The 24,526-nt window shown below is 72.0% G+C and carries 24 protein-coding genes; 13 read left to right on the forward strand and 11 right to left on the reverse strand.

Annotation, left to right across the window (positions count from 1 at the left end; all coding sequences use genetic code 11):
* Positions 1-150: 150 nt before the first annotated feature.
* Genes B0I32_RS04340 through B0I32_RS04350 form a run of 3 tightly spaced genes read right to left on the reverse strand, consistent with a single transcriptional unit; the run spans position 151 to position 3,855 of the window.
* Positions 151-1,677 carry an AMP-binding protein gene (locus B0I32_RS04340; RefSeq protein ID WP_106236011.1) on the reverse strand — a complete coding sequence of 509 codons (1,527 nt, stop codon included), beginning with the start codon at positions 1,675-1,677 and terminating at the stop codon, positions 151-153.
* Positions 1,678-1,726: 49 nt separating this feature from the next.
* Complete coding sequence (locus tag B0I32_RS04345) at positions 1,727-2,788, reverse strand: hypothetical protein (RefSeq protein ID WP_106235146.1); 1,062 nt, start codon at positions 2,786-2,788, stop codon at positions 1,727-1,729.
* Positions 2,788-3,855 (reverse strand): LLM class flavin-dependent oxidoreductase, encoded by a 1,068-nt coding sequence (locus tag B0I32_RS04350; protein WP_106235147.1) that lies wholly within the window; start codon positions 3,853-3,855, stop codon positions 2,788-2,790. Before B0I32_RS04350 ends, B0I32_RS04345 begins: the two co-directional genes overlap by 1 nt.
* 93 nt (positions 3,856-3,948) lie before the next feature.
* Between B0I32_RS04350 and B0I32_RS04355 the strand changes: the two genes are divergently transcribed.
* Positions 3,949-4,434, forward strand: a complete 486-nt coding sequence (locus B0I32_RS04355) for a hypothetical protein (RefSeq protein ID WP_106235149.1) — start codon at positions 3,949-3,951, stop codon at positions 4,432-4,434.
* Between the two features lie 32 nt (positions 4,435-4,466).
* On the opposite strand, the gene B0I32_RS04360 is transcribed toward B0I32_RS04355, so the two are convergent.
* On the reverse strand, positions 4,467-5,411 hold the full coding sequence (locus B0I32_RS04360) for an acyl-CoA dehydrogenase family protein (protein ID WP_181306996.1): 945 nt from the start codon (positions 5,409-5,411) through the stop codon (positions 4,467-4,469).
* Positions 5,412-5,545: 134 nt separating this feature from the next.
* Here B0I32_RS04360 and B0I32_RS04365 point away from each other — a divergent pair, with 134 nt between their 5' ends.
* Positions 5,546-6,217: a hypothetical protein gene (locus B0I32_RS04365; protein WP_106235152.1), complete on the forward strand. Its 672-nt coding sequence runs from the start codon at positions 5,546-5,548 to the stop codon at positions 6,215-6,217.
* Positions 6,218-6,336: 119 nt separating this feature from the next.
* On the forward strand, positions 6,337-8,082 hold the full coding sequence (locus tag B0I32_RS04370; protein ID WP_106235154.1) for a proline--tRNA ligase: 1,746 nt from the start codon (positions 6,337-6,339) through the stop codon (positions 8,080-8,082).
* Between the two features lie 111 nt (positions 8,083-8,193).
* On the opposite strand, the gene B0I32_RS04375 is transcribed toward B0I32_RS04370, so the two are convergent.
* The 4 genes from B0I32_RS04375 to B0I32_RS04390 are packed head-to-tail and all read right to left on the reverse strand — an operon-like array spanning position 8,194 to position 12,059.
* Complete coding sequence (locus B0I32_RS04375; protein ID WP_106235156.1) at positions 8,194-9,693, reverse strand: tripartite tricarboxylate transporter permease; 1,500 nt, start codon at positions 9,691-9,693, stop codon at positions 8,194-8,196.
* A 1-nt stretch (position 9,694) separates the two neighbouring features.
* Complete coding sequence (locus B0I32_RS04380) at positions 9,695-10,228, reverse strand: tripartite tricarboxylate transporter TctB family protein (protein WP_219911653.1); 534 nt, start codon at positions 10,226-10,228, stop codon at positions 9,695-9,697.
* Complete coding sequence (locus B0I32_RS04385) at positions 10,225-11,214, reverse strand: Bug family tripartite tricarboxylate transporter substrate binding protein (protein WP_106235158.1); 990 nt, start codon at positions 11,212-11,214, stop codon at positions 10,225-10,227. Before B0I32_RS04385 ends, B0I32_RS04380 begins: the two co-directional genes overlap by 4 nt.
* Positions 11,211-12,059, reverse strand: a complete 849-nt coding sequence (locus B0I32_RS04390) for an alpha/beta hydrolase family protein (protein WP_106235160.1) — start codon at positions 12,057-12,059, stop codon at positions 11,211-11,213. Before B0I32_RS04390 ends, B0I32_RS04385 begins: the two co-directional genes overlap by 4 nt.
* Before the next feature lie 68 nt (positions 12,060-12,127).
* On the opposite strand from B0I32_RS04390, the gene B0I32_RS04395 reads away from it, so the two are divergent.
* Positions 12,128-13,195, forward strand: a complete 1,068-nt coding sequence (locus B0I32_RS04395) for an ArsR/SmtB family transcription factor (protein ID WP_106235161.1) — start codon at positions 12,128-12,130, stop codon at positions 13,193-13,195.
* 9 nt (positions 13,196-13,204) lie between these two features.
* On the opposite strand, the gene B0I32_RS04400 is transcribed toward B0I32_RS04395, so the two are convergent.
* Positions 13,205-13,672: a ferritin-like domain-containing protein gene (locus B0I32_RS04400; RefSeq protein WP_245955574.1), complete on the reverse strand. Its 468-nt coding sequence runs from the start codon at positions 13,670-13,672 to the stop codon at positions 13,205-13,207.
* A gap of 58 nt (positions 13,673-13,730) precedes the next feature.
* Positions 13,731-14,234 (reverse strand): hypothetical protein, encoded by a 504-nt coding sequence (locus B0I32_RS04405; protein ID WP_146178038.1) that lies wholly within the window; start codon positions 14,232-14,234, stop codon positions 13,731-13,733.
* A gap of 234 nt (positions 14,235-14,468) precedes the next feature.
* On the opposite strand from B0I32_RS04405, the gene rimP reads away from it, so the two are divergent.
* The 8 genes from rimP (at position 14,469) to truB (ending at position 22,359) form a co-directional block, all read left to right on the forward strand.
* Positions 14,469-14,954: a ribosome maturation factor RimP gene (gene rimP, locus B0I32_RS04410; protein ID WP_106235166.1), complete on the forward strand. Its 486-nt coding sequence runs from the start codon at positions 14,469-14,471 to the stop codon at positions 14,952-14,954.
* A 12-nt stretch (positions 14,955-14,966) separates the two neighbouring features.
* A complete protein-coding gene (gene nusA / locus B0I32_RS04415; RefSeq protein WP_245955575.1) occupies positions 14,967-15,971 on the forward strand; it encodes a transcription termination factor NusA in 1,005 nt (334 codons plus the stop codon).
* Positions 15,955-16,254, forward strand: coding sequence for a YlxR family protein (locus tag B0I32_RS04420; RefSeq protein WP_106235168.1), 300 nt, complete (start codon positions 15,955-15,957; stop codon positions 16,252-16,254). The genes nusA and B0I32_RS04420 overlap by 17 nt, the downstream gene beginning before the upstream one ends.
* 125 nt (positions 16,255-16,379) lie before the next feature.
* The gene (gene infB / locus B0I32_RS04425; RefSeq protein ID WP_106235170.1) at positions 16,380-19,511 is read left to right on the forward strand and encodes a translation initiation factor IF-2; all 3,132 of its coding nucleotides are present in this window, start codon (positions 16,380-16,382) and stop codon (positions 19,509-19,511) included.
* Between the two features lie 120 nt (positions 19,512-19,631).
* Positions 19,632-19,928 carry a DUF503 domain-containing protein gene (locus B0I32_RS04430; RefSeq protein WP_106235171.1) on the forward strand — a complete coding sequence of 99 codons (297 nt, stop codon included), beginning with the start codon at positions 19,632-19,634 and terminating at the stop codon, positions 19,926-19,928.
* A 39-nt stretch (positions 19,929-19,967) separates the two neighbouring features.
* Positions 19,968-20,438 carry a 30S ribosome-binding factor RbfA gene (gene rbfA / locus B0I32_RS04435; protein ID WP_106235173.1) on the forward strand — a complete coding sequence of 157 codons (471 nt, stop codon included), beginning with the start codon at positions 19,968-19,970 and terminating at the stop codon, positions 20,436-20,438.
* Positions 20,435-21,487: a DHH family phosphoesterase gene (locus B0I32_RS04440; RefSeq protein ID WP_106235175.1), complete on the forward strand. Its 1,053-nt coding sequence runs from the start codon at positions 20,435-20,437 to the stop codon at positions 21,485-21,487. The genes rbfA and B0I32_RS04440 overlap by 4 nt, the downstream gene beginning before the upstream one ends.
* A complete protein-coding gene (gene truB, locus B0I32_RS04445) occupies positions 21,487-22,359 on the forward strand; it encodes a tRNA pseudouridine(55) synthase TruB (protein ID WP_106235176.1) in 873 nt (290 codons plus the stop codon). The genes B0I32_RS04440 and truB overlap by 1 nt, the downstream gene beginning before the upstream one ends.
* 32 nt (positions 22,360-22,391) lie before the next feature.
* Here truB and B0I32_RS04450 read toward each other — a convergent pair whose 3' ends face one another.
* A complete protein-coding gene (locus B0I32_RS04450; RefSeq protein WP_106235178.1) occupies positions 22,392-23,411 on the reverse strand; it encodes a TRM11 family SAM-dependent methyltransferase in 1,020 nt (339 codons plus the stop codon).
* A 95-nt stretch (positions 23,412-23,506) separates the two neighbouring features.
* Between B0I32_RS04450 and B0I32_RS04455 the strand changes: the two genes are divergently transcribed.
* Complete coding sequence (locus B0I32_RS04455) at positions 23,507-24,421, forward strand: bifunctional riboflavin kinase/FAD synthetase (RefSeq protein ID WP_245955576.1); 915 nt, start codon at positions 23,507-23,509, stop codon at positions 24,419-24,421.
* Positions 24,422-24,526 lie beyond the last annotated feature (105 nt).

Consider the following 24,526-nt stretch of genomic DNA (forward strand, 5'->3'; position numbering starts at 1 on the left):
TATCCCCGGTCGCCGGTGCGGATGAACCCGTCCCCGGCGATTACCGCATGATCGGGGCTTCTGCCAACGTAGCCGCTCATCACCGCGCCGGAAGGGAGAAGCACCTCACCTCGCAGCCGGAGCGTGTCCACAGGCGGGTCTCATAGGGGTTTATCGGCGGCGTAACGCCAGCTTGTCCACCTTTCCGTTCGGGTTCGTGGGCAGGGCGTCCAGCACGGTGATCGTCTTGGGCACCTTGTAGCCGGCCATGTTGGCCTCCGCCCACGCGAGCAGCGCGTCGGGATCGGGGTCCGCGCCGGGCCGGGGGACGACGTAGGCCAGCCCGGCCTCGCCCGAGACCGGGTCGGGCACGCCGACGACCGCGGCCTGCGCGAGCGAGCCCTCGCGCAGCAGCAGCGACTCGACCTCGGCGGGGGAGACGTTGAACCCGTTGACGATGTAGAGCTCCTTCTTGCGGTCCACGATCGCGAGGTTGCCCGCCTCGTCCAGGACGCCGACGTCACCGGTGTGCAGCCAGCCGCCGGCGTCGACGACCTCGGCCGTCCTTTCCGGTTCGTCCCAGTAGCCGCGCATCACGCCGTAACCGCGCTGGAGGATCTCGCCGCGTTCGCCGGCCGCGACCTCCTTGCCGTCGTCGTCCACGATCTTCACCTCGATGCCCGGCACGGGCCTGCCGGTCGTCGCGGCGACCACCTCGATGGGGTCGCCGGCCCTGGTCATGGAGACGACCGTGCCCTCCATCAGCCCGTACGCGTTGATCATGCGTTCCAGCCCGACCCGCTCGACCAGCCGCGTGATCAGGCTGGCCGGCACGGCGGCGGCCCCGCAGATGGCCACCCGCAGCGACGACACGTCCCAGGAGCCCCGGTCCAGCTCGTCCAGCACCCGGTGGAACAGCGTGGGCGGCCCGGCCAGCACCGTGACCCGCTGGGAGGAGACGAGCGACATCAGCGACTCCGGGGCGAACACCGGGATCGGGACCATCGTGGCCCGGCGCAGCACACAGGCCACGAGCCCGGCGTTGAGCCCGAATCCGTGGCTGAACGGGGCGATCACCGGATAGCGGTCGTTCTCGTCCAGCGTGACGATCTCCGACCAGTCCCAGTAGCCGCGCAGGACCTGGGAGTGGTCGATCATGACGCCCTTGGGGGTGCCGGTGGTGCCGGAGGTGGACATGATCTCGCACAGGTCGCCGGGCCGGACGGCCAGCGCCCGCTCCTCGGCCGCCGCGAAGGAAACCGGCTCCGCTCCGGAGGAAACCGGCTCCGTTCCGGCGGGAACCCGCTCCGCGAGCGGGTCGCCGGAGGTGATGACGTGCCGCAGGCCCGGCAACGGCGGCAGCAGCTCCGCCGGCCGCGGATCCGCCGGCCCCGCTCCCGCGATCAGCACCTCCGCGCCCGTCTTCGCGATCAGCTGGGCGGCCTCGATCCCCTTGTAACGCGCCGACAGCGGCACGATCACCGCGCCCGCGTCCCAGATCCCGAACGCGTGCGTCACCCAGGCCGCCGAGTTCACCCCCCACATCGCCACCCGGTCACCGGGGGCCACGCCGAGCGCCATCAGGCGGCGGGCCACGCCGGACGCCCGCTCCCTCAGCTCGGCCAGCGTCAGCCGGGGGCCGTCCCGCTCGGCGACCACGACGTCGCCGGGATGCCGTTCGGCCTGGTCACGGAGCATGCGGGGGAGCGTCCCCCAGTCCGGCATCGATCCCATCGGCTGCCCCTTCTCAGGCGAGCGCGGTCCGGTCCCTTCCGAGGTGGTGGCCGCGTGCGTCGGCGACGGTGCCGGGCGTGGCGGCCTCGGAGATCTCGGGGGCGATCTCCACGGCGATCGAGACGGGCGTGAGCGCGCGGACGGACTGCTCGATCCGCGCCTTCCACATGGGGTTGCCGACCAGGCTCTCCCGGCCGAACGTCACCGTCAGCACGGCCGTGTCCAGCGTTCCCCGCCGGTTGACGGCCAGCTCCCACCCGGTCACCCCGTCGATCTTCGACAGCGCCCCGTCGATGCGCGGCAGCGCCAGCCACACGCCTCTGACCAGCACGTGCTCGCCCACGGTGTGCGCCGGCGCGGGGATGGCCGAGCCGGACGTCCCGGCCACCAGACCGGTCCGCAGCACGGCGTCGCCGAGCGTGGAGTGCGCGTGCGGGGTGACGACCAGCTCCGCCAGCCCGGCGGCGGGGTCGGCCGCGTCGTCCCGATCGAGGGCCGCGGTCCCGAGCAGGCCGTCCACGAGCGGTTTGAGCGGATCCTCCTCGGCCGTCCGCCACGCCAGCGCGCCGCCGCCGAACGGGCTGGCCAGCACCTCCGTGACCGTGGCCCCGAACTCGCCCGCCAGGTGCCCCAGCGTGCGCTTGGAGGCGATCTCCCCGGTCAGGACGATGGTGCCGAGGCCGAGGTCCAGCGGATCCAGCAGGAACTCCAGATGCAGGCGGGCCAGCAGGTCCATCGCGCCCGTCGGGGTGGCGACGAGCGTGGTCGCCTTCAGCGCCGACAGGGCGTGGTGCAGCCGCATCCGCCCGCGCGGGCCCACGGACGCGGCCGCCGCGGCCACGTCCGCCGCCGCGGCCGTCCACAGCGCCCCGGCCGGCTCGGCCAGCGCCACCACCACCCGGTCGCGGGCACCCACCCCCGCCTCCCGCAGCGCCGCCCCGGTCAGCTCGGCCGCGGCCGCCCGGTCGCCGGGACCGAGGGGGAGCACGCTCGACACGTCGGGGGAGACCAGCAGCAGGCCGGTGGCGGATCCCGCGGCGGCCCCGAGGTCGTCGCGGGTCAGCCAGCGCGCCATCAGCGCATCACGTCCTTCATGAACAGGGTGATCGAGTCGCACACCCGCTCGTGCGCCAGCCCGCCCACCTGCGCCTGGATGATCAGATCGGTCGCGCCCGCCTCGGCGATCCTGGCCAGCGCCTTGCGCGAGCCGGCCACGTCGTCCACCACCACCATCAGGTGCTCGCGCAGCGTGGCCATGGACTCCTCCGGCGGCATCCCGGCCGCCAGTTGCCCGAGCACGCGGTGCGTGGCGTGGCGGGCGTCGTAGTAGTCGGGCGGGGTGACGAGGTTGACCTGGCGCCGGATGTACCACAGGACGGCGTCGGCGGCCGTGGCGGTGGCCTCGTCCCTGGTGGGGGCCACGAACCAGGGGATCATGAGCGCGACCCGGCGCTCGGAGGGGTCGAAGCCGTGCTCCGCCAGACACTCCCGATATCTCGCGATGTCGGCGGCGACGTCGTCGATGCCCTTGAGCATCGTCATGCCGAGCAGGTTGTACCCGCGCCGGGCGGCGGCCAGGTAGCCCTCCAGGGAGGTCGAGGCCACCCAGACCGGCGGATGAGGCTGCTGGGCCGGGCGGGGATAGACGGCCACGTCCGGGATCTCGAAGAACTCGTTCGACCGGCTGACCGGCTCGCCGTCGGCCTCCCAGATGGCGAGCGTGGCCTCCAGGGAGTCCTCCCAGATCTGCCGCGACTTCTCGAACGGCCGCTGGAACGCCTGGTACTCCAGCGGGGAGGCCCCGCGGCCGGTGCCGAAGTCCACCCGCCCGCCGCTCAGCACGTCCAGCGTGGCGACACGCTCGGCCGTGCGGATCGGGGACTGGAACGGCAGCAGCACCACCCCGAGCCCGAGCCTGATCCGCTCGGTGCGCTGGGAGATGGCGGCCAGGACCAGGTCGGGGGCGGAGGAGTGGGAGAAGCCCCTGGTGAAGTGATGCTCCACGAACCAGGCAGCCTCGAAGCCCAGCCTGTCGCCCAGGACGACCTGGTCGATCACGTTCTGGAACGCCCGCTGCTCGACCTCGCGGGTGCGGCCGCGGACCTCCAGTTCGTACCCCAGGCTGATCCGTAGGGACGTCATCGCGCCTCCGGCGTTATAGGAAACCAAGCGCTCGCTTGGTAGAGCGTATCAGCGGCAAAGACTTGCGGGAAGGGCGCGGCGGCGATCAGAGTGATGCTCGTGAAGCGAAAGCACGCGTTGCGGCGGCCGAAGAGCGGCACGCCTTCCGAGCACGGCGACGGGCTCTCGCTCACCGGCGCCCGCCGGTACTACGAGGCCTTCGGCAGGGTGATGGCCGCGCTGGCGGCCGAGGCCGAGTTCATCGAGTCGTGCCGCGATCTGACCTGGTGGCGCGGCGCCGACCACAGCTGGCACATCGAGTGGCGCGACGGCCCCTTCGCGTCCGAGGTGGCCGATCTGCTCGCCGAGCAGATCCGCGACCCAGCCCACGACGGCTCGCTGGTCGCGGGGGCGGGTCCGGCCGGCGCCGGCTCGGCCGTGCTCGACGTGATGGGCGTGCGGTTCGAGCTGCGCGCGATCGACCCGATGGGGCGGGCCGGCGTCCGCGCCCGTCCCGGCTTCTGGCGCCTGACCGAGGCTCTCGACACCACCCGCCGCACCAACACCCGCCACCCCTGGGAAGAGCTCCTCGGCGGCTGACCCGGCCCCGAGCCGCTATCGGGGCTTCCGGCTCAGGCGCCGCCGTCGAAGACGTGCGCGGCGAGCCGGGCGCGATGCGCCTGCGGCGGGCCGAACAGCTGCGCGTCCGACGTGGCCCGCTTGAAGTAGCGATGCGCGGGATGCTCCCAGGTGATCCCGATCCCGCCGTGCACCTGGATGTTCTCTCCCGCCGCCGTCAGATACGCCTCCGTGCAGTACGACCCCGCCACCGCCGCCGACACCTCGTCCTCGGCCGCCGCCCCCGCCGCCGACCTGGCCGACTCCACCAGGAGCAGCAGGTCGGCCAGCTTGTGCTTGATCGCCTGGAACGACCCGATCGGCCGCCCGAACTGGTGCCGGCGCAGGGCGTGCTCGACCGCCATGTCCAGGCACCGCTGCGCCCCGCCCACCTGCTCGGCCGCCAGGGCGGCGATCCCGAGGTCGCGTACGCGCGCCCAGGCGGTGTCGTCGCCCAGCCGGCGTACCGGGGTGTCGCGGAAGGACAGCCGCTGCAGCGGCCGGCTCTCGTCCATCGTCCGGTACGTCTCCCGCTCCGCGGGCACGGCCTCGACCAGCGACCCCGCGGCGTACAGGAGCACCAGTTCGCCCTCCAGCGCGTACGGCACCACCCCGGTGAGCAGGTCGCCCTCCAGCCGCAGCTCGCCGTCGCCCGGCAGCACCACGGTCGCCGTCGTCTCCCCGCCGGCCAGCGCCGTCAGCACCCGCTCGTCCCCGCACGCCCTGGCCGCCTCGACGGCCATGACCGCCGACTGCAGGAAGGGATGCGGGGACAGCGCGCGTCCCAGCTCCTCGGCCACCGCGGCCGTCTCCGCCGGGCCGCAGCCCGCGCCGCCGTACCGCTCGGGGACGAGCAGCCCGGCGATCCCCACGGCGTTCGCGAACGTCCGCCACGAGGCGGCGGGACGGGCGTCGAGATAGTCGCGGACCACGGCGCGGAGATCGTCGGCGAGCGTCACGCGATCCACCATAACCAAGCGATTGCTTGTTTTGGATTGCGGATGACCGAAATTTGCCTTTTCTGGATGGATACATAGTCTGAATGCGGTTGTCCCCAGATTTACCAGGTGAGGGGTTGACCAGGGAATCGGAGATGAACGACACGACCATCGACTACGCCGACTTCGCCGAGTACGACCGGCGTCAACGTGCCATCGAACGTCATCTGCTGGCGGCCTTCCTCGGCGGACTGGCCGTCGGACTGCTGGGCATGCTGCTTTCCGGGATCGGTCCCCGCTGGTTCGGGCAGCTCTACGACCCTTACGCCTACCTTGCCCTCTCCCTCGCCGTGGGCGTGAGCGCCTCCGGATTCGGCTGGGCGCTGGTGACCACGTTCCTCGCGGCGGTCTCCACGCTGGTCGCGGCGATCGGCGCGACCGCCCTGCGCGGCGGCGAGGCCTTCGACGTCATCGGCGGCAGCGCCGTCGGGCTCAACTGGACGCTCGGCCTGCTCGTGCTGCTGGGCCTGCTGGCGTACGTCACCCGCAGGGACGACGGCTGGGGCGACGTGGCCGCGGGCGCGGTCGGCGCCGCGCTGATCACCGACGTGGTGGACCGGGCCACCCCCGGCTTCATCGACAGCGACCAGTCGTTCTGGCCCGGCCCCGCGGTGGCCGCCGGGGTGCTCGCCGTGGGCCTGGTGCTCTTCCTGCGCAGGAACGCGGGCGGACGGGTACGCGCGCTGGCGATGTCGGCGGTGTTCGCGGCCCTGTTCACGTTCTGCCTGGCCGCCTTCGTGGCGGGCTGGTTCCCCCTGGCCGCCTGATCTCCCGGCGTCGCGGCCTGCCGCGTGGTCTGACGCCGCACTCGATAAGCCCGAGCGCGGCGCTCCTCCGACTCGATAGCCTGTAGTCCTTCACATCCAGGTTCGAGCAAGGAGTAGCCGTGTTGCTGCGCATGTCGTCGTTGTTTCTTCGCACCCTGCGGGACGACCCGGCAGACGCGGAAGTCCCGAGCCACAAGCTCCTGGTCCGCGCCGGCTATGTCCGCCGCGTGGCCCCCGGCATCTACTCCTGGCTCCCTCTCGGCAAGATGGTGCTGGAGAACGTCGCGAGGATCGTCCGCGAGGAAATGAACCGCATGGGCGGCCAGGAAGTGCTCTTCCCCGCGCTGCTGCCCCGCGAATACTACGAGGCGACCGGCCGCTGGACCGAATACGGCGACACGCTCTTCCGCCTCAAGGACCGTAAGGGCGCCGACTATCTTCTCGGTCCCACGCACGAGGAGCTCTTCGCCGACATGGTCAAGAGCGAATACTCCTCCTACAAGGACTATCCGGTCACCCTTTACCAGATTCAGACCAAATATCGGGACGAAGCGCGGCCCAGGGCGGGCATCCTGCGCGGCCGCGAGTTCCTGATGAAGGACTCCTACTCCTTCGACCTCGACGACGACGGGCTCAAGCGCTCCTACGAGCAGCACCGCGAGACCTACATCCGCACGTTCGACCGCCTCGGCATCACCTACAAGATCGTCTTCGCCACGTCGGGCGCCATGGGCGGCTCGGCCTCCGAGGAGTTCCTGGCGCCCACGCCCACCGGCGAGGACACGTTCGTGGCCTGCCACTCCTGCGGCTACGCGGCCAACGCCGAGGCCGTCGTCACCACCGCGCCCGCCGCCCGTCCCGTCGAGGACGCCGCGCCGCTGCGGGTCCTCGACACCCCCGGCACCCCGACCATCGAGACGCTGGTCGACTACGTCAACGAGCACCACGGCCTGTCCGTCACCGCCGCCGACACGCTCAAGAACGTCGTCGTCAAGGTCGTCACGCCCGGCTCCGACAAGTTCGAGACGCTGGTCGTCGGCGTGCCCGGCGACCGCGAGGTGGACTTCAAGCGCCTTGAGGCGGCGCTGGCGCCCGGCGAGCCGGCCATCTTCGAGGCCGCCGACTTCGCCAGGCACCCCGGCCTCGTCCGCGGCTACATCGGCCCGCAGGTCCTGCGTGAGCTCGGCATCCGTTACCTCGTCGACCCCCGCGTCGTCACCGGCACGGCCTGGGTGACCGGCGCCAACGAGCCCGGCAAGCACGCCGTCGACGTGGTCGCCGGCCGTGACTTCACTCCTGACGGCACCATCGAGGCCGCCGAGGTGCGCGCCGGCGACCCGTGCCCCCGCTGCGGCGCCGAGCTGTCCATCGACCGGGGCATCGAGATCGGCCACATCTTCCAGCTCGGCCGCAAATACGCCGACGCGGCCGGCCTCGACGCGCTCGGCCCCGACGGCAAGCCCATCCGCGTCACCATGGGCTCCTACGGCATCGGCGTCTCCCGCGCGGTGGCGGTCATCGCCGAGCAGGCCCACGACCGGCTCGGGCTGGTGTGGCCGCGCGAGGTCGCGCCCGCCGACGTGCACATCGTCGGCACCGGCAAGGAGAACCAGGTGGAGGCCGCCCTGGAGCTGGGGGCCGAGCTGGAGTCGCGCGGCCTGCGGGTCCTGGTCGACGACCGGGCGCAGGTCTCGCCCGGCGTGAAGTTCAAGGACGCAGAGCTGCTCGGCCTGCCCACGATCGTGGTCGTCGGGCGCGGGCTCTCGCAGGGCGTGGTGGAGCTGCGCGACCGGGTGACCGGCGAGAAGTCGGAGATCCCGCTCGCCGAGGCCGCCGACCGCGTCATGGCCGCCGCCACCGCCTGAGCCACCACCGCCTCGGCCGGGGCCGGCAGTCACGCCGGCCCCGGCCTTCGGCGCGCCTGCCCGCCGAACAAGGTTCACCGCGTGGGGCTCGCCAGGGCGGGCCGGGGCGGGTCAGCCGGCGGGCAGGGCGGGCTTCGTCCGCCGCCGTACGACCACCGGCCCGACCAGGCACGCCACCGCGATGAGCAGGATCACCAGCGACACCGGCCGGGTCACGAACACCGTCGGGTCCCCTTCGCTGAAGGCCAGCGCCCGCCGGAACTGCACCTCCATCAACGGCCCCAGCACCGCCCCCAGGATCAGCGGCGCCACCGGATACCCGGCCCGGTGCAACACCCACCCGAGCAGCCCGAACCCGTACGCGATCAGCACCTCGAACACGCTCTGCGAGATCGAGTAGACGCCCAGCGTGGCGAACGTCAGGATCGCCGCCGTCAGCAGCGCCGGCGGGACGCTCAGCAGCTTCACCCAGACCCGGATCAGCGGCAGGTTCAGCACCAGCAGCATCACGTTGCCGATGTAGAGGCTGGCGATCAGCGTCCACACCAGCACCGGCTGCTGGTCGAAGAGCTGCGGCCCCGGCTGCACGTTGTAGATCTGGAACGCGATCAGCAGCATGCTGGCCGTCGCCGAGGTCGGGATGCCCAGCGTGAGCAGCGGCACCAGCACCCCGGAGAACGCCGCGTTGTTGGCCGCCTCGGGCCCGGCCACGCCCTCGATGGCCCCCTGCCCGAACTCCTCCTTGTGCTTCGACAGCCGCTTCTCCACGTTGTAGCTCAGGAACGTGGGCAGCTCGGCCCCGCCCGCCGGCAGCGAGCCGATGGGCAGTCCGAACAGCGTCCCGCGCAGCCACGGCCGCCACGACCGCCGCCAGTCCTCCCGCGTCATGCCGACCCTCCCGGCCACGGTGACGGGCGGTTGCGCGGGCCGGTGCCGCGCGGCGGCCGTGGAGACGGCCTCGGCCACCGCGAACAGCCCCACCGCGACCGCCACCACCGACAGGCCCTCGTACAGCTCGGGCACCCCGAAGGCGAAGCGCGGCTGGCCGGTCATCCGGTCGATGCCGACCATGCCGATCGTCAGCCCGATGAACAGGCTCGACAACCCCCGGACGATCGAGTCCCCCATCAGCGAGGTGACCGTCACGAACGCGAGTACCATGATCGAGAAGTACTCGGCCGGCTGGATCAGCTTGGCGATGTTCGACATGCCGGGGGCGAGGAACGTGATGACGACCGTGGAGATCGTGCCGGCCACGAACGAGCCGATGGCCGCCGTCGCCAGCGCCGCCCCCGCCCGGCCGCGCCGGGCCATCGGATAGCCCTCCAGCGTGGTCGGGATCGAGGCCGTCTCGCCCGGGATGTTGAGCAGGATCGCGGTGGTCGAGCCGCCGTACATTCCGCCGTAGTAGATCCCGGCGAACATCACGAACGCCCCGACGGGGTCGAACACGAACGTCAGCGGCAGCAGCAACGCGATCGTGGTGGCCGGCCCGAGCCCCGGCAGCACGCCCACGAGCGTGCCGACGGTGACGCCGAGCATGGCCAGCAGCAGGTTCTGCAGGCTCAGCGCGTGGCCGAACCCGTCGAGCAGGTTGCCCAGCACGTCCATCTCAGAACGCCAATCTGATCAGGCCCGGCGGCAGTGTGATGCCGAGGAGCCGGTCGAACAGGAAGTACGTGGCCAGCGCCAGCACCAGCCCGGCGAGCACGTCGCGCACCAGCCGCCGGCTGCCGAGGACCCTGGCCACGGCCACGAAGAACACGGTCGTGGCCTGCCAGTAGCCCGCCGGGACGAGCAGCAGCGCGTACGCGGCCAGCGCCCCCAGCAACATCAGCACCGACGGCCAGTGCGTCTCCCCGTCCTCGCCCGGCGCGCCCCCGCCGGACGCGCCCTCTCCCGACGTGTCCTCGCCCGGCGCGTCCGCACCGGACACGACCGCCGGCGCCGCGCCCGGGGCGGCGCCGGGCCGGAACGCCTGGACCACCCCGATCACCGACACCACGGCCAGCCCCACCCCCACCAGCAGCGGGAACGCCCGCGGCCCGACCGCCTGGTAACCGTTGCCCTGCGGGATGGAGAAGGCCTGGGCCAGCACGACCACGGCCGCCGCCAGGAAGCCGAGTGAGACGATCCGCTGCGTCACTTGCCGAGCCCCAGCTCGCCCAGGATGGCGGTGACCTGCGTACGCTGCTCGGCCAGCACCTTGCCGAACTCGTCGCCCGGCTTCCAGTCCTCGGTCCAGTTGTTGCGCTCGAGCACCTGCTTCCAGCACGACGACCGGCGGACCTTGTCGATCAGCCCGATCACGTCCTGCTGCTGCTCCTTCGACAGCCCGGCCGGAGCCAGCACGCCGGCCAGCGTGGAGACCGCCTCGCCGCCCAGGCCCAGCTCCTTCATGGTGGGCGCGTCGATGCCGGGGACCCGCTGCTCGGAGTCGACCGAGAGCACCCGCAGCTCGCCCGCCTCGATCTGCGGCCGCAGCTCGGCCACGGTGTCGATGCCGACCGTGGCGGCTCCGCTGAGCAGCAGGTTCATCGACTCGCCGCCACCGGCGGTGGGCACGAAGTTGATCTCCTTGGCGGCGATGTCGCGGCCCTTGGCCAGCCCGGCCACGGTCATCTGGCCCGGCCCGCCGAGCGAGCCGCCGGTCCACTTGACGCTGTGCGGCTTGGCCTCCATCGCGTCCAGCAGCGCCTTCAGGTCCTCGTACGGGGACTTCTCGGCCACCACGACGGCGCTCGGCCCCCGGCTCAGCCCGGCCACCGGCGTCAGCGTGGACAGGTCGACCGGCGACTTGTTGTTCACGATGCCGCCCAGCATGGTGACGCTGTCCATGACCATGAGCTGGTAGGGGTCGCCGGTCCGCTTGGCGAACTGGGCCAGCCCGATGGTCCCGCCCGCGCCCGGCACGTTCGTGACGGTCGCGTCCACGTCGGCCACCTTGCACTCGCCGAGCGCGCCGGCGATGCCGCGCGCCCGGGTGTCCCAGCCGCCGCCGGGACTGCCCGGCGCCATGATCGACAGGGCCTTGCTCGGGTAGGCGCCGCCCGCGTCGGTGCTCTCGCCCACGGCGCAGCCGCCGGTGAGCGTCACGGCCGCCGCGACGGCGGCGGCCAGTCTGATCTTCATGATGACTCCCGGGGGGTGAGGATCGATGCGAAGAAGTCCTTGACGGGGCCGAGCACCTGCATCGGCTCGTGCCCCACGCCCGGCACGACGTCGAACCGCACGCCGATGCCGTGGGCCTCGAAGTTGTCGCGCAACGCCGTCAGCCGTTCGAGACGTGTCACGCCGTGGGCGTCGGCGCCGTCCATCCAGTTGGAGTCGCCCTGGTTGTTGATCTCCCAGGTCTCCACGTCGGCGCTGCCCACGACCATCTGGACCGGCACGTCACGCAGCTCCCCGATCCTCGGGGCGCGGCCGAACTCCTCCTCGAACCCCTTCAGCCCGATCCACCACGGACTGCTGGGATCGATGTACGTTATCCGCCCCGGCGCCCCGATGGACAATCCGGCCAGGCGGTCGGGGTGCAGGTAGGCGAACCGGTGCACGAACTGCCCGCCACCGGAGAAGCCGTGCAGCAGGAACCGCCCGGTCCGTACGTTGAAGCGCTCGCCCACCTCCTCGACCATGGCGAGCAGCGCCAGGTCGAAGCGGATGCCGTCGTACCGGAGGAACTTGAAGTTGTGCAGGTCCTGGGGGTCCTCGCCGATGCCGGCGGGGAAGAGCGGCGCCAGCACCAGGCAGTCGTGCTCCTCGGCCCACTCGGCGAAGTTGTCGCGGTACTGCGGTCCGCGCCGCCCCGTCCCGTGCTGCAGGACGGCCATCGGCAGGGGAGCGCCGTCCGGGTCGTGGGCGGACGGCACGTACAGGCAGTAGGAGAATCTCTGGTCGTATCTGGACGCGAAGACGGTCGTCGCGCCCGCCGAATAGAAGCCCGTCGGATGTTTGACCACATGCAGTGCCTCAGCCATGAGGCGACAGCCTGCGCAAACGCGGACGCGATCACAAGGAGATTGCCTCCAACGCGGTAATCTGCAGGGTGGCCGTCACGCTCCTCCTCGACCCGCCCGCCGCCGGATCCGTCGTCGTGCGCCAGTCGCCCCTGGCCGAGCTGTGCGCCTGTCTCCACGCCTTCGACGAGCCCGGTCACCACCCCGCGAGCGCCGGCTGGGTGGCCAGGGCCCACGCCGAGCTCGACACCGCGCTGCTCGCCACGGCAGCCGTCTGGGCGCCGCTCTGGGGCGCCTTCCGCGCCCGCTACCTGCTGCCGCTGTCGGCCGACGCGCGGCGCACGCTGGACGACGAGCTGGAGGAGGTGGCGGGGCTGCCCATCGGCGACTTCACGGCCATGACCGTGCAGGCGCTGATCGGCAAGAACGACACCGGGCTGGCGCCCGAGCTCAGCGAGGAGGTGCTGCACCGGCTGCGGCTGATCTCCTCCAGCCGCATGGAGATCGGCGCCCGGTTGCTGGCCGACCCCGAGGGGGTGCGCGCCGAGCTGCTCGGCTTCCTGGCCGCCTTCGCAGCGGCCGCGTTCGACGCCGAATGGCCCGCCCTGCGCCGCGTCCTCGACCGCGACGGCGCGCTGCGTGAGCGCGACCTGCGCAAGAAGGGCGCACTGTCGCTGGCCGACTTCCCGACCGCGTCAGCCGCCCAGCCGTCGGGCCGGCGGCTGAGCGTCGTGTTCGACAAGCTCTACAACGCCACCGCCCGGGTGGACGACGACCGCCCCTGCCTGCTCGTCCCGACCGTGCACGGCCGCCCCCACTTCGTGATCAAGCACTATCCGGGCTATCCGGTCGTCATCCAGTACAGCGCCGACGGGGCCGGCACGCCCACGCTGGAGACCGCCAGGCGCCGGCTCGCCGCCCTCCAGGACCCCACCCGGCTGCGCCTGTGCTACGCGATCCTGCGCAACCCGGTCGCCACCGCCGAGCTGGCCACCCAGCTCGGCATGACCGCGCCCCAGGTCTCCAGGCATCTGCGCCGGCTCAGGGAGGCCCAGCTCGTCCACACGCACCGGCGCGGCTCGGTCGTCTACTACCAGCTCGACGCCGACGCCGTCGAACGCCTCGGCCCCGACCTGCTGTCCGTCCTGTACCGCTGACGGACGGTGCTACTCCCCGGCCGAGGTCGTGGGGGTGGCGGCCGGCGCCGCTTTCGCGGGCATGCCGGGAAAGGCCGCGGGCTGGGCCGGGCGGAAGGCGTAGGAGCGGGCCACCGCCTCCTGCATGGCCAGCGCGGCGTGGCGGCGCAGCGGCTCCTCGGAGGCCGCGGCCAGCTCCAGGTAGGCGGCCGTGATCCCGCCCTCCAGGTGCACCGCGAGGTTCGCGGCCAGCGTGGCGTTGGAGGGGAAGAACGGCAGCGCGTACGACGCGTCGGGCTCGACCGGCCGGCCGCCCCGCGCCGTGATCAGCGCGCGCAACTGGTCGCGCCTGGACCGGTGGGCCTCGTAGGCCGCGCTCATCCTGGACCGCAGCGAGCCCGAGGTGCGCGCCCCGAGCAGCCCGTAGGCGAACAGCACCGCGTGCTCCGCCGCCAGCGCCTTGCGCAACTTGTCGATGTCGGCCGGGTCGCCGCTCACAGCGACCTCCGTGCCGGGCACGGCGGCCCCGGGGCTCTCACCGTGGCCCGCGCGCCGCTCACAGCGACCTCGGCAGGGCGACGACATGGGCGGCCTCGCAGGCCCCGATGCTGGCGACGAGCTGGGCCACCCCGGGCGACAGCCCGCCGAGCGCCCGCGCCCGCCCGGCCGCGGCCTTGCGCTCCAGTTCGCGCAGCCGCGCCAGCGACGGCTTACGGGCCTTCGCGGTGGCGGTGGCAGCGGGGGTGGCGGTGGGGGACGGCGCGGCCGACCCCGGCGCGGCGACCGGCGGAGACGGGACGGTCACGTGTCTGCGCAGCTCGTCGAGATGCGCCTGGTGCCGGTCACGGAACGGCACCAGCTTGTCGGCCCCGCCCGAGATCAGGGACGAGTAGAGCGCGATCGTGCGCTCCTTCTCCGCGATGAGGCCCTTCAGCATGACCGTCTCGGGCGAGTCGGGAGCCGGCGCGGCCGGCCGATCGGGGCCGGAGGCGCTGCATGCGGTGAGGGCGGCCGCCCCGCCCGCCAGCAAGGCTCGCCTGGAGAGCTGAACCGGGCGCACGGACTCGAACCTCCACTTGTCTCTGACCCCTGTCGCGGACCTCGCTAGCATCGTACGGCCAGTGCCCGGGATCGCCGTCCGGCGACGCTCCGCCATTCGACCGTGACGAGTGGCGCTCTTTCTGTGCCCTCATACGGATAGGGTGTCAACTGTCGTCGCTGGCTGAGCGGCCAGACGGCGGAGAGCCAGTGGCGAGGTCCGCCCGGCTGAGACATGACAATAGGGGAGGTCGATATGGGCAGCGCATCACCCCGCGACCACCTGATGAAGCTCCTGGAGCCCGTGGTCAGCGCGGAGGGCCTCGATCTGGAGGACATCACGGTCACCCAGGCAGGCAAGAGACGGCTGCTGCGGGTGATCGTCGATCGCGACGGCGGTGTCAGCCTCGACGACGTGGCCGACGTCAGCCAGGCCGTCTCCACGGCCCTCGACGACACCGACGCGATGGGCCAGGCCGCCTACACACTCGAGGTCTCCTCGCCCGGCGTCGACCGCCCGCTCACCGAGCCGCGCCACTGGCGCCGCGCGGCGAAACGGCTGGTGAAGGCCGAGCTGCGAGACGGCACCGTGGTGGAGGGCCGCATCATGACCGCCGACGACGCCGGCGTCGACCTCGACGTCGAGGGCGCGGCGCGCAGGATTGACTACGAGGACCTGACCCGCGGACGGGTGCAGGTGGAGTTCCGCCGCTTCGACGACGTCGACGGCGACGAAGGCTAAGGGGGAGCCGTCGTGGACATCGACATGAGCGTCCTGCGCAGCCTGGAGCGGGAGAAGGACATCTCCTTCGACCTGGTCGTCAAGGCGATCGAGGACGCGCTGCTGATCGCGTACTTCCGGACCGAGGGCGCGGCCCCCAAGGCGCGGGCCGAGCTCGACCGCAGCAGCGGTCACGTCACGATCTGGGCGGCGGAGCTGGACGACGAGGGCGAGGTCGTCAGGGAGTTCGACGACACACCGGGCAACTTCAGCCGGATCGCCGCGACCACCGCCAAGCAGGTCATCCTGCAGCAGCTGCGCGACGCCGAGGACGAGATCAACTTCGGCGAGTTCGCCAGCCGCGAGGGCGAGCTGGTCTCCGGCGTGATCCAGCAGGGCAAGGATCCGCGGGTGGTGCTGGTCGACCTCGGCAAGATCGAGGCCGTGCTGCCGCACGCCGAGCAGGTCCCGGGTGAGGAATACGCGCACGGCGAGCGCATCCGCGCCTACGTGGTGCAGGTGAAGAAGGGCCACAAGGGCCCGTCGGTCACTCTGTCGCGCACCCACCCCGGGCTGGTGAAGAAGCTGTTCGCGCTGGAGGTGCCGGAGATCGCCGACGGCACCGTGGAGATCGCCGCGGTCGCCCGCGAGGCCGGCCACCGGACGAAGATCGCGGTCAGGTCGCGCAAGCCCGGCGTCAACGCCAAGGGCGCCTGCATCGGGCCGATGGGCTCGCGGGTCCGCAACGTGATGACCGAGCTGCACGGCGAGAAGATCGACATCATCGACTGGTCGGAGGATCCCGGCGAGTTCGTGGGGAATGCCCTGTCGCCCGCACGTGTTTCGCATGTCGAGGTTCTCGATCTCGACGGACGCGTCGCGCGGGTGACCGTGCCCGACTACCAGCTCTCGCTGGCCATCGGCAAAGAGGGGCAGAACGCCCGGCTCGCCGCGCGACTGACGGGATGGCGGATCGACATCCGGCCCGACACCCAAGCCGAGGACGCCGCCGGTTCCGTAGATGCGTCAACACGGTAAGCTGGAATATGGTGGCCACGCGGTCCCACAGCGCACCTGTGTGGGCTGCAGGGTTCGCACGGCTAAGTCCGAGCTGCTCCGACTGGTGCGGGTCGAGGATCAAGTGGTCCCCGACCTGCGAGGACGGCTTCCAGGCCGCGGTGCATCGCTGCATCCGTCCTTGAGTTGTCTGGAGCTCGCCGAGCGGCGTCGAGCGTTTCCGCGCGCGTTCCGCGTGCCGGGGCCGCTTGACGTGTCGCCCGTACGGGCGCAACTAGAAGGAGAACCACGAAATGTCATGTAGGACGCCGAGTTGATGGGCGGAGTCAGATTGCTATGAGCGCCTGATGAGCACGCGGCGATGAAGACGTCAAGGTAGCGACGGTCCGGACGGCATAGCCAGCCTCCCGGGCCGAGTAAGGGAGTGCAGTGGCGAAGGTCCGGGTATACGAGCTCGCTAAGGAGTTCGGCGTAGAGAGCAAGGTCGTCATGGCCAAGCTCCAGGAGATGGGGGAGTTCGTCCGTTCGGCGTCCTCCACCATCGAGGCGCCGGTGGTCCGCAGGCTCACCGAAGCGTTGGGGGCGTCCAAGGGCGGCCCCTCCAGAGGCGGCGGTCAGCCGTCCAACAAGCCGCAGCCGCCAAGGGCTGCGCCGCGGCCGGCCGATGGCCAGGCCGCCAACGGCGCCGGTCAGGCGCCGGTTCCCGCCCCCCCGCGTCCGGGCCCGAAGCCCGGTCCGCGTCCCGCCCCCGCAGGGGGCCCCGCCGGTGGCGGCGCGCAGCAGCGCCCGCCGGTGGCGATGCCGCACCAGCCCCAGCAGGAGCCTGAGGCCGCCCGCGGCGAGACGTCGGGGGCTCCGCAGGCGCGTTTCGAGAGCGGCGCGCCCGCTCGTCAGGAGGGCGGCCAGTCCGCTCGTCCCGCTCCGGGCCCGCGGCCCGGTCCCGCTCCTCGTCCGGGCCCCAGGCCCGGCCCCGCGCCCCGTTCCGGGGCCCAGGGCGGCGGCGGTGGCCAGCAGCAGGCTCCGCGTCCCGGCGGCGGCGGTGGCCCGCGTCCGGGACCGGGTCCCAAGCCCGGCCCGCGTGGTCCGCGTCCCGGCAACAACCCGTTCTCGTCCAACGCCAGCGGCATGGGCCAGTCCCGGCCGCCGCGTCCTGGCGGCAACCGCGAGGGCGGTGGCGGCCCCGGCCAGCGTGAGCGTCGTGACGGTCCGCCGCGCGACGGCGCGATGCCGCGTCCGCCGCAGGGTCGTGGCGGCGGCGAGGGCAGGCCCGGCGGCGCCGGTCCGCGTCCTGGACCGCCCCCCGGCGGCCCGCGTCCCGGTCCTGGTGCCGGTGGTCCCCGTCCTGGTGGCCCGCGGCCCAACCCGATGATGATGCCGCAGGGTCGTCCCTCCGGTCCCGGAGGTGGCGGCGGCGGTGGCGGTCGTCCCGGCGGCGGTGGCGGCGGTGGCCGTCCCGGCGGTGGTGGCGGCGGTCGTCCCGGTGGGGGCGGCGGCGGTCGTCCCGGTGGCGGCGGCGGTTTCGCCGGTCGCCCGGGTGGCGGCGGCACCGGCCAGCGCACCGGCACCGGTGGTCCCGGTGGTGGCGGCGGCTTCGGCGGTCGTCCCGGCGGCGGTGGCCGCGGTCGTGGCGGCGGCACCGCGGGAGCCTTCGGGCGTCCCGGCGGCCGTCCCGCGCGTGGCCGTAAGTCCAAGCGGCAGAGGCGCCAGGAGTTCGACAACATGTCGGCGCCGGCGATCGGCGGCGTCCAGGTCGCTCGCGGCAACGGCGCGACGATCCGGCTGCCGCGCGGGGCGTCGCTGTCCGACTTCGCCGACCGCATCGGCGCCAATCCCGCCTCGCTGGTGCAGATCATGCTGCACCTGGGCGAGATGGTGACCGCCACGCAGTCGGTCAACGAGGAGACGCTGCAGCTCCTCGGCCAGGAGCTCGACTACAACATCCAGGTCGTCAGCCCGGAGGAGGAGGACCGCGAGCTTCTCGAGGCCTTCGACATCGAGTTCGGCGAGGACGAGGGCGACGAGGCCGACCTGGCCGCGCGTCCGCCGGTCGTGACCGTCATGGGTCACGTCGACCACGGTAAGACCAAGCTGCTCGACGCCATCCGCAAGACCAACGTGGTGGCGCGCGAGGCGGGTGGCATCACCCAGCACATCGGCGCTTACCAGGTCTCGGCCGAGCACGAGGGCGAAGACCGCAGGATCACCTTCATCGACACCCCGGGTCACGAGGCGTTCACCGCCATGCGTGCCCGAGGCGCCAAGTCCACCGACATCGCGGTGCTGGTGGTCGCGGCCGACGACGGTGTGAAGCCGCAGACCATCGAGGCGCTCAACCACGCCCAGGCGGCGGAGGTGCCGGTCGTGGTCGCGGTCAACAAGGTCGACAAGGAGGGCGCCGACCCCAACAAGGTCAGGGCCCAGCTCACCGAGTACGGCCTGGTGGCGGAGGAATACGGCGGCTCGACGCTGTTCGTCGACATCTCGGCGAAGAACGGCACGGGCATCGACCAGCTCCTCGAGGCCATCCTGCTGACCGCGGACGCCGAGCTCGACCTGCGCGCCAACCCGACGATGGACGCCCAGGGCATCGCGATCGAGGCACACCTCGACAAGGGCCGCGGCCCCGTCGCGACCGTCCTGGTCCAGCGCGGCACGCTGCGCGTCGGCGACTCGATCGTCTGTGGCGAGGCCTTCGGCCGCGTCCGGGCGATGCTCGACGACAACGGCGACGCGGTCGAGGAGGCCACGCCGTCGCGTCCGGTCCTGGTGATGGGTCTGACGGCCGTGCCGAGCGCCGGTGACAACTTCATCGTGGTCACCGACGACCGGATGGCCCGGCAGATCGCCCAGCAGCGCGCGGCGCGCAAGCGCAGCGCCGACATGGCGAAGTCGAGCCGTCGCCGCACCCTCGAAGAGCTGTTCAGCGACCTTGAGAAGGGCCGCGTCGACGAGCTCAAGCTCATCATCAAGGGTGACGTGTCCGGTTCGGTGGAGGCCCTGGAAGACGCCCTGCTCAAGATCGACGTCGGCGACGAGGTCAGGCTCCGAGTCCTGCACCGCGCGGTCGGCGCGATCACCGAGTACGACGTCAACCTGGCCGTCGCCGACGACAACGCGGTCATCATCGGCTTCAACGTCCGCCCCGAGCCCCGGGCGCGCGACCTGGCCGAGCGCGAGGGCGTCGACATCCGCTACTACTCGGTCATCTACCAGGCGATCGAGGAGATCGAAGCGGCGCTCAAGGGCATGCTCAAGCCCGAGTTCGAAGAGGTCCAGATGGGCACCGCCGAAGTCCGCGAGGTCTTCAAGGTGCCGAAGATCGGCAACGTCGCCGGTTCGCTGGTCCGCTCCGGCGTGATCGTCCGCAACAGCAAGGCCAGGGTGATCCGCGACGGCGTCGTCATCGCGGACAACCTGACCGTCTCGTCCCTGCGTCGCTTCAAGGATGACGCCACCGAGGTCCGCGAGGGCTTCGAGTGCGGTATCGGTGTCGGCTACAACGACATCAGGATCGACGACACGATCGAGACGTTCGAAATGCGGGAGAAGCCGCGCGTGTGACACGCGGCCGGGCGCCCGGCGGGACATCCGCCGGGCGCCTCTCGCACGCCCTGGCCTGGTCCCCACCGCAGCAGGCCGGGCGTGCGTCCACCTCACCAGGTCAAGCGGTGGTCAGCAACGATGTATGTGGGTTCTCTCACCCTGGACATCCTGCTCGGCGACGTCAGATCGCTGAAGCAGAAGCGCTCTGTCATCCGGCCTCTGATCGCCGAGCTGCAGCGCCGTTATCCCAGCATCGCGGTGGCTGAAACCGGCCATCTCGACCTCCACCGCAGAGCGGAGGTCGGCGTCGCGGTGGTCTCCGCTTCCGCGGGTAACTGCAAAGAGGTGCTGGACGCCTGCGAGCGGATGGTGGCATTCCGCCCCGAGATCGAGCTGCTGTCGGCCCGGCACCGGCTCTACAACGACGAAGATTGAACGACTGCACGGCCAGGTCGTGCGTGAGGGGGAGCGAACATGGTGGATGCCGCACGAGCGCGCAAGCTCGCGGACCGCATCCAGCAGATCGTCGCCGAGATGCTGGAGCGCCGGATCAAGGATCCGCGCCTGGGTTTCGTGACCGTGACCGACACGCGCGTCACCGCCGACCTGCGCGACGCGACGGTGTTCTACACGGTGTTCGGCTCCGACGCCGAGCGGGCCGACAGCGCCGCCGCCCTCGAAAGCGCCAAGGGGATCATCCGTTCCGAGGTGGGCCGCCAGACCGGGGTGCGCTTCGCCCCGACGCTGACGTTCAAGCACGACCCGCTGCCCGACAGCGCGCGGCACCTGGACGACCTGATCAACGCGGCCAGGGCGCGTGACGCCGAGGTGGCGCGGCGGGCCGAGACCGCTTCCTACGCCGGCGAGCCCGACCCCTACCGGAAGCCGGACGAGGAAGAGGAAGCGGAGGAGCGCGCCGACGTCGCCAGGGAAGAGCAGGCGTGACGCCCGACGTTCGCGACCGGGCCGGCCGACCGGCCCGGGTGGAGGCGGGGCAGGGCGACGACTGCCCCATCCCCGCCACGTCGTGGGACCGGGCGCTGCACCTGATCGGGCAGGCCGACGAGGTCGCGCTGGCCTGCCACGTCACCCCCGACGGCGACGCGCTCGGCTCGATGCTGGCCGTCGCGTTCGTGCTGCGCTCGATGGGCAAGCGCGTGGTGGCCTCCTTCGGCGACCGGCAGTTCGCGGTGCCGCGGCTGCTGCGCTTCCTGCCGGGCCAGGACATGCTGGTGCCGCCGGAGGCCTACCCCGCCGCGCCCGAACTGATGATCGTCTTCGACTCCTCGACGTTCGAGCGGCTCGGGCTGCTCGGCACCAACGCCGCCATGGCGCGCGAGCTCGTCGTGGTTGACCACCATCCGTCCAACGCCGGCTTCGGCACGCTCAGCCTCATCGACGCCCAGGCGGCGGCCACGGCCATGCTGGCCGAGCAGCTCGTCTACCGGCTCGGCGGCCGCCTCGACCGTGACATCGCCACCTGCCTGTACGCGGGCCTGGTGACCGACACCGGTTCCTTCCGCTACTCCTCGACCACGCCCGCCGTGCACCAGATGGCGGCCAGGCTCGTGGCGACCGGGCTGCGTACCGACGAGATCGCCCGCGAGCTGTGGGACCGCTCGCCGTTCGGCTATCTCAAGGTGCTGGCCGGGGCGCTGGAGCGGGTCACGCTGGAGCACGGGCCGGCGGGTGGCCTGGTGTGGACGTACGTGACCCGGGTCGACCGGGCCGCGCACGGGCTGCCGTACTCCGAACTGGAGGGGCTCATCGACATCGTCCGCCGCACCGACGAGGCCGAGGTCGCGGTCGTGCTCAAAGAGGACGACCAGGGCGACTGGCAGGTGTCCACCCGATCCAAGGGCACCGTCGACGTGGCGGCCGTGTGCGCGGCGCTCGGCGGCGGCGGCCACCACAAGGCCGCCGGCTACACCTCCCACGACACCGTGGAGGAGACCATGGCCAAGTTCCGGCACGAGCTGAGGAAGGTCTCCTGATGGCCGAGAGCGGTCTGATCATCGTCGACAAGCCCGGCGAGTGGACCTCCCACGACGTGGTCGCCAAGATGCGGCGCCTGGCCGGCACCCGCAAGGTGGGGCACGCCGGCACGCTCGACCCCATGGCGACCGGCGTGCTGGTCGTCGGCGTGGAGAAGGCGACCAGGCTGCTCGGGCACCTGACGCTGACCGAGAAGGTCTACGAGGCCACCATCAGGCTCGGCGTCGGCACCAACACCGACGACGCCGAGGGCGAGGTCACCGCCACGGCCTCGGCGGCGGCGGTCACCCCCGGCGAGATCCACAAGGGCGTGGCCGCGCTGACCGGGGAGATCATGCAGATCCCGCCGCAGGTCAGCGCGATCAAGGTGAACGGCCAGCGGGCCTACAAGAAGGCGCGGGCGGGTGAGGAGGTCGAGCTGGCCGCCAGGCCCGTCACCGTGCGCGAGTTCGGCGTGCTCGACATCAGGGCCGAGGGCGACGTGGTGGACGTGGACGCGGTCGTGACCTGCTCCAGCGGCACCTACATCCGCGCCCTGGCCCGCGACCTGGGCGCCGGGCTCGGGGTCGGCGGTCACCTGACGCGGCTGCGCCGCACCCGCGTCGGACCGTACGACCTGTCCCTGGCCAGGAGCATCGACCAGCTGACCGAGGAGTGCGTGATCCTGCCGATCGGCGAGGCGGTGACGGCGGCGTTCCCGCGCAGGGACGTCACGGCCGAGGAGGCCCGCGTCATCGGGCACGGCGGCCGGCTGCCCGCCGCCGGGCTGGGCGCGGGGCCGATCGGGGTGTTCGGGCCCGAGGGCGAGCTGCTGGCGCTGGTGGAGGAGCAGGGCAGGACGGCCAGGCCGCTCGCCGTCTTCGTCGGCTGACGCCCGCTGACGGACGTTCCGCCGCCCGGCGGTCAGCGGGACTTGCGGGCCACGATGATGTCGCGGACGATCGCCTGGTCCACCCAGTGCTCGAAGTCGGGGTAGTCCATGACGTCGAGGCCCGCGTCGGTGAGGATCCTGGCCAGCTCGGAGCTCTTGCCGCCGTAGGTGTTCCAGGCGATGCCCATCGCGCCGCCGGGGCGCAGCAGCTCGGCCCAGACCGGCACGGCCCGGCCGAGCAGCTCCAGCGGGCTGCGTGACAGCCCGCCCCCGCCCTTGCTGCCGTGCTGGACGCCGTACGGCGCGTCGGTCGCCACGATGTCGAACGAGCGCGGCCGGAAGAAGTCGCGGCTCTTCAGGGTGTCGGCGTTGACCACGGTCAGGCGCTGCGTGTCGCCGGCCTTGACCGCCTCCTTCGACAGCCCGAAGGTGACGTTGAACCGGCGGCCGACCAGGGCGCGCTCGCGCCGCACCGGCACGGTCTCCGCGGTGTGCTTGAGCCGCTTGTTGCGCAGCCAGGTCTTGACGAAGCCGGTGTAGGCCTCGAAGTCCTTGCCGTCCACGTCGATGCCGTAGGCGTCGTAGCCGTACGTGAGAGCCTGGTTGAGGGTGGTGCCGCGCCCGCACATCGGGTCGAACACCGACAACCTCCCGCCCATCCCCTCGTCGCGGGCCAGCGCCGTGACGTTGAGCAGCAGCTTGGTGAAGTGCTCGTTGGTCTTGCCGGCGTATTTCTGGATCGTGATCAGGTCGCTGCTGAGCCGGTCGCGCGGACGCATCGCCAGCGGCCTGAGCAGCTCGCCCTCCAGCCCGAAGACGGCGTAGACGGAGGACAGGTCGGACAGCAGCGCCACGTCCGCCTCGTTCAGCGGGCTCTCCGTCTCGAACGTCACATAGGGGACGCCGCCGATCCGCGTCTCCTCGCTGCTCAGCACCTCGGCGGCGAGGGCCCGCGCGCTGAAGACGGCCAGCTCGTTACGGGTCAGCCGGACGGAGCTCTCTCCGTAGACCCGGTTGAAGGCAGGCAGGATCAGTAGCGCGTAACGAGGCATGATGCCCGATGATAGTCCCCTCGGTTGGAGGGAATGCCGACGCGCATGGCAGGCTTGTACGCGTTGATGCGGGAACGAGCGAATGGGGCCGGGGCGTGCAGGGTTCGGAGAGGTCTGTCGTCACCATCGGCGTGTTCGACGGGGTTCACCGCGGGCACCGTCGGGTGGCCGAGCGGGCCGTCGCCGTCGCCCGTGAGCGCGGGCTGCGCGCCGTGGCCGTCGTCTTCGAGCGTCCCGACGAGGCCGTACGGCCCGGGGCGCGACCGCAGGTGCTGACCGGCCCGCGGCGCAGGGCGGAGCTGCTCACCGGGCTGGGTTTCGACGAGGTCGACGTGGTGCCGTTCGGGGCCGGTCCGCCGGGCGCGGGTCCTGGCGAGTTCGCGCAGAGCGTTCTGGCCGAGCGGCTGCGGGCGGCGGTGGTCGTGGTGGGGGAGCGGTTCACGTTCGGCGGCCAGGACGCGAGCGGCGATGTCGAGATATTGAGGACGCTGGGCGACAAATACGACTTTGAGGTTGAGACCGTGCCCCACCTCGACGACGTCTCCGCCACCTCGATCCGCGAGCGGCTCGTCACCGGAGACGTCGAGGCCGCCGCGCGGCAGCTCGGCCGGCCGCACCGGGTGGAGGGCGTCGTCGTCCGCGGCTACCAGCGCGGGCGTCAGCTCGGCTTCCCCACCGCCAACGTCGAGACCCCGCAGCACACCGCGATCCCGGCCGACGGGGTCTACGCGGGCTGGCTGGAGTGCGTCCCGGTGGCCAACCTGCCCGCCCTCTACGAGGGGGAGCGCTGGCCGGCGGCGATCTCGGTCGGCACCAACCCGACGTTCGAGGGCGTGCCGCGCACGGTGGAGGCGTACGCGCTCGACCGCGACGACCTGGAGCTCTACGGCGTGCACGTGGCCGTCGAGTTCGCCGCGCGGCTGCGCGGCAACACCCGCTTCGACTCGATCGAGGCGCTGATCGACCAGATCCACGCCGACGTGGAGGCCACCCGCCGCCTGACGAGCTGACCCGCGCCCCCATCCGAGCCGAGGCCCTGACCTGCGCCGGCCCTCCGTACGCGGGGCCGCGCCACGAGCTGCCCCGAGCACCGGACACTTGGTGGTAGCCTTGCA

It is taken from the genome of Nonomuraea fuscirosea (genome assembly GCF_003001935.1).
GTDB classification, from domain to species: Bacteria; Actinomycetota; Actinomycetes; order Streptosporangiales; family Streptosporangiaceae; genus Nonomuraea; species Nonomuraea fuscirosea.

Bases quoted from the DNA above. Each gene is read 5' to 3' on its own strand.
- B0I32_RS04365 (WP_106235152.1), top strand. From the start codon at position 5,546: ATGAACGACACGACCATCGACTACGCCGACTTCGCCGAGTACGACCGG.
- B0I32_RS04355 (WP_106235149.1), top strand. From the start codon at position 3,949: ATGCTCGTGAAGCGAAAGCACGCGTTGCGGCGGCCGAAGAGCGGCACG.
- B0I32_RS04390 (WP_106235160.1), bottom strand. From the start codon at position 12,059: ATGGCTGAGGCACTGCATGTGGTCAAACATCCGACGGGCTTCTATTCG.
- B0I32_RS04340 (WP_106236011.1), bottom strand. From the start codon at position 1,677: ATGCTCCGTGACCAGGCCGAACGGCATCCCGGCGACGTCGTGGTCGCC.
- B0I32_RS04385 (WP_106235158.1), bottom strand. From the start codon at position 11,214: ATGAAGATCAGACTGGCCGCCGCCGTCGCGGCGGCCGTGACGCTCACC.
- rbfA (WP_106235173.1), top strand. From the start codon at position 19,968: ATGGTGGATGCCGCACGAGCGCGCAAGCTCGCGGACCGCATCCAGCAG.
- B0I32_RS04450 (WP_106235178.1), bottom strand. From the start codon at position 23,411: ATGCCTCGTTACGCGCTACTGATCCTGCCTGCCTTCAACCGGGTCTAC.
- B0I32_RS04420 (WP_106235168.1), top strand. From the start codon at position 15,955: ATGCGTCAACACGGTAAGCTGGAATATGGTGGCCACGCGGTCCCACAG.
- B0I32_RS04350 (WP_106235147.1), bottom strand. From the start codon at position 3,855: ATGACGTCCCTACGGATCAGCCTGGGGTACGAACTGGAGGTCCGCGGC.
- B0I32_RS04345 (WP_106235146.1), bottom strand. From the start codon at position 2,788: ATGGCGCGCTGGCTGACCCGCGACGACCTCGGGGCCGCCGCGGGATCC.
- truB (WP_106235176.1), top strand. From the start codon at position 21,487: ATGGCCGAGAGCGGTCTGATCATCGTCGACAAGCCCGGCGAGTGGACC.
- rimP (WP_106235166.1), top strand. From the start codon at position 14,469: ATGGGCAGCGCATCACCCCGCGACCACCTGATGAAGCTCCTGGAGCCC.
- B0I32_RS04430 (WP_106235171.1), top strand. From the start codon at position 19,632: ATGTATGTGGGTTCTCTCACCCTGGACATCCTGCTCGGCGACGTCAGA.
- B0I32_RS04375 (WP_106235156.1), bottom strand. From the start codon at position 9,693: ATGGACGTGCTGGGCAACCTGCTCGACGGGTTCGGCCACGCGCTGAGC.